Origin of the sequence: Treponema sp. (assembly GCF_017430385.1) — a bacterium.
GTDB lineage: Bacteria > Spirochaetota > Spirochaetia > Treponematales > Treponemataceae > Treponema_D.
The window spans coordinates 1-7,031 of the sequence record NZ_JAFRNB010000059.1 but is presented as its reverse complement, the minus strand read 5'-3'; the positions used below and the strand labels follow the sequence as shown (position 1 = coordinate 7,031).

Genomic DNA, 7,031 nt, shown 5'->3' with positions numbered 1-7,031 from the left:
TTTAGCGAGTCTCGTTCGAAGCTGTGCTTCGAGCGCGGAGAGAGGCAGCGGGCGGGAAATAAAAATTCCTCACAGAGCTAAGGAGAGCACAGAGAGTAAAAAGTCTGGGAAGCTATATTTCTCAGTCATGTAGTAAAAATAAACAAGTTTGAGGTATAAAACTTTGTATTTCAAAAAATGCTCTGTGAACTCTGTGTTCTCCGTGAGGAATTTAACTGAGGAGAAAATTATGAACGAAAACATGCTTGAAGTTAAAGATTTGAAAGTCGCTTACGGCTCAATTCTGGCCCTCAAGGGAATCAGTTTTGATGTCAAAAAAGGTGAAATTATCTCGTTGATTGGTGCAAATGGAGCCGGAAAGACGACAACCCTTCATTCAATCTCAAATCTTATTAAAAAACAAAGCGGAAGCGTCACATTCAAGGGCGAAGACATCACGAACACAAATCCTGACAAAATCGTAAAGGCGGGATTGATTCATGTTCCAGAAGGACGCCGCGTTTTTGCTAACCTCACAGTCAAAGAAAATCTTGAAATGGGCGCGTACTTGCGAAAGGACACGGCACAGATTAAAGCCGATTTGGAGCATGTCTACGAACTTTTCCCACGATTGCGCGAGAGGGTAAAGCAGCTTGCGGGAACCCTTTCTGGCGGTGAGCAGCAGATGCTTGCGATGGGGCGCGCCCTCATGTCAAAGCCGGAGTTGCTTCTTCTGGATGAGCCGAGTATGGGCTTGGCTCCAATCCTGGTCGATGAGATTTTTGACATCATTCAGAAAATCAACAAGGACGGAACGACAATTCTTCTGGTTGAGCAGAACGCATTCAAGGCGATGAGTATTGCAAACCGTGTTTATATTTTGGAAACTGGCGAAGTCGCATCTTCTGGCAATTCAGAAGAAATGATTCACGATGAGGCAGTCAAAAAAGCATATTTGGGTGGCTAAAGCGCTAGGGATTGGAGCACCGCCGCAGGCGTACCGCTTGCGGTATGGAGCGATAGCGGAAGTGCGGAAAGCCCGATGGCGAAGCCGTAGCGCCCAAATGCTAAAAATCTCCGCTTCCGAAACTTGCAATCAGCTCCTTGTGGGTTGAAAAACCTGTTTTATTGTAAATGCGGCTGATGCAGTTTTCGACGGTCCGCTTGTTGATTCCCAGTTCTTCTGCAATCTGAACGTTGGATTTATTCTGCAAAATCAGGCGGAGAATCTCGTTTTCGCGCTGAGTGAACTGGGAGAGGGTTTTTTCAAAAGTAACGAGATTCGGGGCAATTTCCGGATCAACATAACGCTTTCCCAGAACGGCATTTTCAAGGGCATTTTTGAGTTCCGCTTCGTCGCTCATTTTGGAAACAAAGCCGTCACAGCCTGCTTCCAAGGCTCCGCTTACAATGCTGCCGGCTGAATGCATGGAATAGACCACAATCCTTACGGACGGAAAGGCGGAACGGCAGTTTTTAATCAAGGAAAGACCGTTTTCTACGCTGCCTTCGATATTCAAATCAGTAATCAGGACAGAAGGAAGACCGCCTTCGCCCTGAGAGCGCATGGCATCAAAAAAATCCCTTGCATTTGAAGAGTAACCGATACATTCAAAATCAGAATGTTCGGAAAGGAAGCCTGTAATGCCCTGCCTCATGAGGCTGTGGTCTTCTACAACATAGAAAGTCTTGTTCATTTTTCAAAAACTCCAATTGGAATAAAAAGCAGAATCCTTGTGCCAAGGCCTGGTTCAGAAAAAACAGAAAGCGTGCCACCCGTCTGAGCCGCACGCATTTTCATTCCCTTTAAACCGAAGTGAGAAGATTTATCCGATGTCAAAAGATTTTCGGGAGTAAAGCCCCTGCCGTCATCCTCTATATATAAGTATAGCCCCCCCCGTTCGTTCTTATAGTTTTTTCTGGCAAAAACCGAAACCTCACAAGTACCGGCGTGTTTCTGAATGTTGGTAAGCGATTCCTGCACGATTCGATAAATGCTAAGTTTCTGCAATTCGGAAAGAAAGTTTGAGTTCAAAAGTCGGGAAGCCTCTTCCTTGAAGAAAAAAGAAACTTCAAAGCCTGTTTTATTCTTAAAATTATAGCACAAAGAATGTAGGGCCGAAGAAAGTGACTGACCCGAAAGCTCCGGCGGAACAAGGGAATAACACATCGAGCGGATTTGTGTAATGCACTTTAAAAGAAGCTCCCTTGTCTCACAAACTGGCTTGTCACTCTCTAAAAAAGTGACGGCTGCCTTTAAATCCTGAGCCACGGTGTCGTGAAGTTCGGCGGAAATTCGTGAGCGTTCTTCTTCCTGCGCGTTAAGCACATGCGAGGCATATTCCGCAGTTTCCTTCTGGCTGTCATCTGCAAGCCGCATTTTGATTAAAACGGCAATAATTGCAACGAGAGCGAGAAAAAACACGACTGAAAGGATGATAAAAAACAGGATGAAAGTCTGGACGATGCTGTACAAAGCCTGGGCATCGTTGGCAAGGTGCGGCATATCAATAAGATTAGGCATAGTTCATTCTAACACGGAAAGCGGATTTTTTTGAAGATTAGGTACAAAAGCCAGCCTGCGAAAGTGCAGATAAGGCGGTCCAGAACTGTAATCGGGATTCGTGTAATAAAACATGCGAGAAACAGCCCGAAGTTGCCGTCGAGAAAGGCCTGAACAAAAAGCGTTACAGGATTTGAATAAATCTGATTGTGAAAGATGATTCGCTGGGAAGTTTCAATTCCCGCACCAATCAGGCTTGAAGCAAATGATGAGACAAGCACAATCAAAAGCAGATAAAGGACGGTAAGAATCGTTCCGCCCCTGAAATTAGAATTTTTATAGATGAAACCCCATGTGCAAAAAACGATTGCAAGACCGCAGAGGGAGTACATCATATCCCATGGATAGGCAGGATTTCCCATTGCAACCATGAGCAAGACCCGGAACACATTATAAAATCCTGCAACCAAAAGAGATGGCACAAGCCCCGCATAAAAAACGACCGCCACCGTACCGATTGTATCCAGAAAAAGCGGAACATGAAGCATATCACCGAAAATATAAGCGGCTGCAAGGTTTATGATTTGCGCAATCACACAGAAGAGGATTGTGTTTATTGGAGAAACGGGGATTCTATTTGCAGAATAGCACATGGAAAGATTATACATGATTTTTAAGGACTTCTTCCCAATCGTAATATGTTATTCCGCTAGGATTTTGCAATTCAGTGTGTTTGTACTGAGCAAAATGTTTTTCTTCGGAAAGCACATAGACATTGAGTTTTTTGTTCTCGGGTTTTGCGGCAAACTTGCACCATGCCTTAAAAGCAGAGAGCGTTGTAATGTCATTGGAAAGCACAGATTCAGGGGCATCAACAGGAACTTTGTAATACACTTTCGCAATCTTCCATACCGAAGCAAAGATACCTTGGTTTGAAAGGGAACTGTCATTGGAAATGCCCTTGTACAGTTTTTCGAGGTATTCCTTGTTTGACTGGAACGAAAAGCGGGGCATGAAGAATGCGGCATCCTGATGGTTTATCTCTTCCTGCCAGCAGTAAATACCAAGAGTCTGAACAAGCTCGTAAGTTTCGCCCACAGGCTTTGAGATGATATCCCTGATTGTATTTTCCATAGTTTTAACTCCTGCTGTTTTCGAATTTGATTTCGTCATGATTTTTAAAATCGTCTATAAATTGCTGGTATTAGAGTTTTTGCCCCACAGCATAGGCATATAAAACATTCCCTGAAACCAAATTAAACACAAAATACATTACTTCATTTTTGAAACTATTCTCTTTCATCGTGATGGTATATGATTCTGTCTTGCCATAGCTATATTTTTCCCAATAGCGCAATGACGGGTTGACGTCCCAATACTTGCATTTGATTGTCATAGTGAATTTAGCACCATCAGAGAAGTCTGTATACCCATCTGTAAATTCATATACACCTGCGAAAATTGCACCAGCACTATAATACCTAAAAGTGCCATCCTTTAAGAAATACAAATAATAGCTAGAATTACCATTATCAAACTTTTGCAATATATCATCTCGTTTTATAGAATTAAAATCAGAAGGTACAGCTTCCCATTTTGCGTATAATGTAATGTCGCTTTTAAGTTCTTTGTTAAATACAAACTTTTCAGTAGCATCTGAATCACTGCACCAATAAATAAAATAGTAGCCTTCTTTTTCAGTAGTCATATAATAAGGTAAATAAAATTTCTCGCCTTTCATTACCTTATATTCCTCAAGAGCTGAGCCACCTTTGGTATCAAAAGTTACAGTGTAGTATTCCGGCTCCTCAGTAGTGGTATCGGTCTTTGTTGTGTCGGTTGACGGAGTTTTTTTAGTTCCGCCTGTAAGGGTATATGTTTTGCTGCTGAAAGTTATTTGTTTTCCAGTAATTGTTTTAGTACCAGTGAATGTATCTTGTTTGTAACCAGATGTGGCGGTCAATGTGATTGTTCCGTTTTCCCAGTCGCCGGAATCAAATGTATATGTTCCTTCTGCCTGCGATCCAGTTTCGTCACTTACAATTACTTTGAAAGTAGAATCTTCGTTAAAGGTGAGTGTTCGCTTATCATAACCACTGTCGCAGGTAAAAACAGCCAGAGCCGTTTCTGTCTGTGCAGGATTTGTGTTGTTGTTACCGCTGTTCCCGTTGTTGTCATCGCCACTGTCTCCACAAGAAACGAAACCAAATCCCAGTGCCGCGACCGCCGCAAGCACTGCCAGTGTTTTGAAAAGTTTTTTCATAATAAAACCTCTTTTTAGTTTGTTTTAAAAGGCATACGCCCTTATACAAAGAAAGCTACCACATTTCAAAAAGGTCGTGTTAGTGTGAACGCACAGGTTTTTAGTGCGTTAACGCACGGGTGGGAGTGAGTGTGTTGGGGGGGGACATGTCTTTGTGAATCTTTTGTTGAAAAAACGAATATGCTGTGCTATATTGAAGTTAAGGGGGTGTCAGAATGCCTTTTGCAGTTTTGGAAAAACAGATAAATGCGTTGCCATATGAAGCACAGCAGGAAGTCGCGCATTATGTTGGCTATTTATATTCAATTTACAACGCCAAAAAAAAGCAGCAGTCTGTCTCAGAGCGCATAAATGCATTCATGAAAGCTAATCCTGACGCATTTAATGAATTTGAATCTGTGCAAAATGCAGGCCTGGAATCAATTCGGGAGCTTACAAAGAATGATTCGTGGTGAGATATGGTGGGTTGATTTCGGCATTCCGTTTGCCAGTGAACCTGGCAGAAGACGTCCGCAATAATTGTTCAAAACGATTCTTTTAATCAGACCTCAATGCATACAACAATAGTAATTCCTCTAACAACAAATTTGCGTTTAGCTGATTTTCCAGGAAATATGTTGCTTACTGCTGATGAAACAGCTCTTACAAAAGATTCAGTTGCCGTTACGCCTCAGATTACCGTAATTGACAGGGCACGACTGATTGAAAAAGTCTCAAACCTTTCTTCGGATATAATGCAGAAATGCGGCGAAAACATTTGTCTGCTTTTGGATATATAGTCTAACATATGGTAGATTCTACTAAAAGAGAAAATGCAGAATTTTTGTCTTCCGCATAAAACGAAAATTACCTGATATTGTCTTGTGCATAGAACAAAAATGGCTTATAATTGTCTTGTCGGTAAGACAAGGGGCCTTCTATGAACAGAGATTTTCTAAAAGAAATACTCATCGACCAGAAAGAAATGTATCTCTCCAATCCTGGAATTCTGCGTGCCTATGAGCTGGAAGAAAATGTCAATTATTGCTTTGTCGGAATAAGACGAACAGGGAAGTCATACATGCTCTATCAGCAGATAAAAAAACTTCAGGAATCCGGCGTGCCTCTTAACGAAATCCTTTATGTAAATTTTGAGGACGAGCGGCTTTTGGAAACGGAAACTGCGGATTTGAACACAATGCTCGAAATCGGTCTTGAAATGGCCGGCAAAGATAAAAAGCCTTATATCTTTTTGGACGAGATTCACAATGTCGCGGGCTGGGAAAAATTCGTGCGGCGGCTTGCGGATATGAAATACCGGGTCAACATTACGGGAAGCAACAGTAAAATGCTGAGCCGTGAAATTGCGTCAACTCTTGGCGGAAGGTTTATGGTCGTGCAGATTTTTCCGTATTCGTTTACAGAGTATCTCCGTGCACTGGGAAAAGAAAATGATTACACAAGGGCAATGAGCACTTCTGACAAGGCTGAGGTCTTTAAGATTTATGAGCAGTATGTTAAATACGGAGCTTTCCCGGAGCTTACAGAAATCCGAAACAAACGCGAATATTTGGGCAGCATTTATCAGACAATTTATGTCGGCGACATTCTAACAAGAAACAGCATTTCCAATGATTTTGCACTTCGTTTGATTCTGAAAAAAGTCGCGGAATCTGTTATGAACGCTCTTTCTTTCTCACGGCTTACAAATATCCTGAAAAGTGCAGGCTTTGCAATCGGAAAACAGACCGTAATCAATTACATAGGCTATGTTACTGATGCGTACCTGTTGTTTTCGATTCAAAATTATGCGGCAAAACTTGTGGAAAAAGAAACTGCTCCAAAATACTATTTTATGGACACAGGACTGCTCGGTCTTCTTACGATAAATTCAGAGACAGCACAGCTCGAAAATCTTGTTGCCGTTGAATTGATTCGAAGATACGGAACGGAAAATGTCTATTATTTTGAAAGCAATGTTGAGATAGACTTTTATGTGCCTGAGCAAAATCTTGCGATTCAGGTTTGTTACAACGCACTGGATAATCTTGATACAAAAGAACGTGAACTTAATGCGTTTGCAAAATTACGGAAGTTCATTCCAGAAGCACAGTGCCTGATTTTAAGCAACAGCGAAGAAGCAGAACTTGACTACAACGGCATAAGCGTAAGTGTTCTTCCCATGTGGAAATGGCTGTTGGCATGAAAAATTCCTATTGAATTCTAAGAATGTGTGCTATCATATAAGTGTAAGAGGAGATTTACTATGATTGTACGCGATTTTATGACCAAAAACCCGATTTATAC

General features: G+C 41.8%; 9 protein-coding genes. 4 read left to right on the top strand and 5 right to left on the bottom strand.

The features are described from left to right. Nucleotides 1-241 precede the first annotated feature (241 nt). On the top strand, nt 242-946 hold the full coding sequence (locus IJJ71_RS04355) for an ABC transporter ATP-binding protein (RefSeq protein WP_296845545.1): 705 nt from the start codon (nt 242-244) through the stop codon (nt 944-946). 100 nt (nt 947-1,046) lie between these two features. On the opposite strand, the gene IJJ71_RS04350 is transcribed toward IJJ71_RS04355, so the two are convergent. The 5 genes from IJJ71_RS04350 to IJJ71_RS04330 all read right to left on the bottom strand — a co-directional run bounded on the left by IJJ71_RS04350 (nt 1,047) and on the right by IJJ71_RS04330 (nt 4,745). Beyond that, complete coding sequence (locus IJJ71_RS04350) at nt 1,047-1,676, bottom strand: response regulator (protein ID WP_296845544.1); 630 nt, start codon at nt 1,674-1,676, stop codon at nt 1,047-1,049. After that, entirely contained in the window at nt 1,673-2,503 is an 831-nt protein-coding gene (locus IJJ71_RS04345; RefSeq protein ID WP_296845543.1) for a sensor histidine kinase, read from the bottom strand. Before IJJ71_RS04345 ends, IJJ71_RS04350 begins: the two co-directional genes overlap by 4 nt. 8 nt (nt 2,504-2,511) lie before the next feature. Continuing rightward, entirely contained in the window at nt 2,512-3,135 is a 624-nt protein-coding gene (locus IJJ71_RS04340; protein WP_296845542.1) for a hypothetical protein, read from the bottom strand. A gap of 7 nt (nt 3,136-3,142) precedes the next feature. Next, nucleotides 3,143-3,616: a hypothetical protein gene (locus IJJ71_RS04335; protein WP_296845539.1), complete on the bottom strand. Its 474-nt coding sequence runs from the start codon at nt 3,614-3,616 to the stop codon at nt 3,143-3,145. 70 nt (nt 3,617-3,686) lie between these two features. Next, complete coding sequence (locus IJJ71_RS04330; RefSeq protein WP_296845536.1) at nt 3,687-4,745, bottom strand: InlB B-repeat-containing protein; 1,059 nt, start codon at nt 4,743-4,745, stop codon at nt 3,687-3,689. A gap of 215 nt (nt 4,746-4,960) precedes the next feature. Between IJJ71_RS04330 and IJJ71_RS04325 the strand changes: the two genes are divergently transcribed. From IJJ71_RS04325 to IJJ71_RS04315, 3 genes are all read left to right on the top strand, one after another. Then, entirely contained in the window at nt 4,961-5,200 is a 240-nt protein-coding gene (locus IJJ71_RS04325; protein WP_296845534.1) for a hypothetical protein, read from the top strand. A 96-nt stretch (nt 5,201-5,296) separates the two neighbouring features. Next, nucleotides 5,297-5,524, top strand: coding sequence for a type II toxin-antitoxin system PemK/MazF family toxin (locus IJJ71_RS04320; RefSeq protein ID WP_296845532.1), 228 nt, complete (start codon nt 5,297-5,299; stop codon nt 5,522-5,524). A gap of 140 nt (nt 5,525-5,664) precedes the next feature. Next, nucleotides 5,665-6,930 (top strand): ATP-binding protein, encoded by a 1,266-nt coding sequence (locus tag IJJ71_RS04315; protein ID WP_296845530.1) that lies wholly within the window; start codon nt 5,665-5,667, stop codon nt 6,928-6,930. Nucleotides 6,931-7,031: the final 101 nt, after the last annotated feature.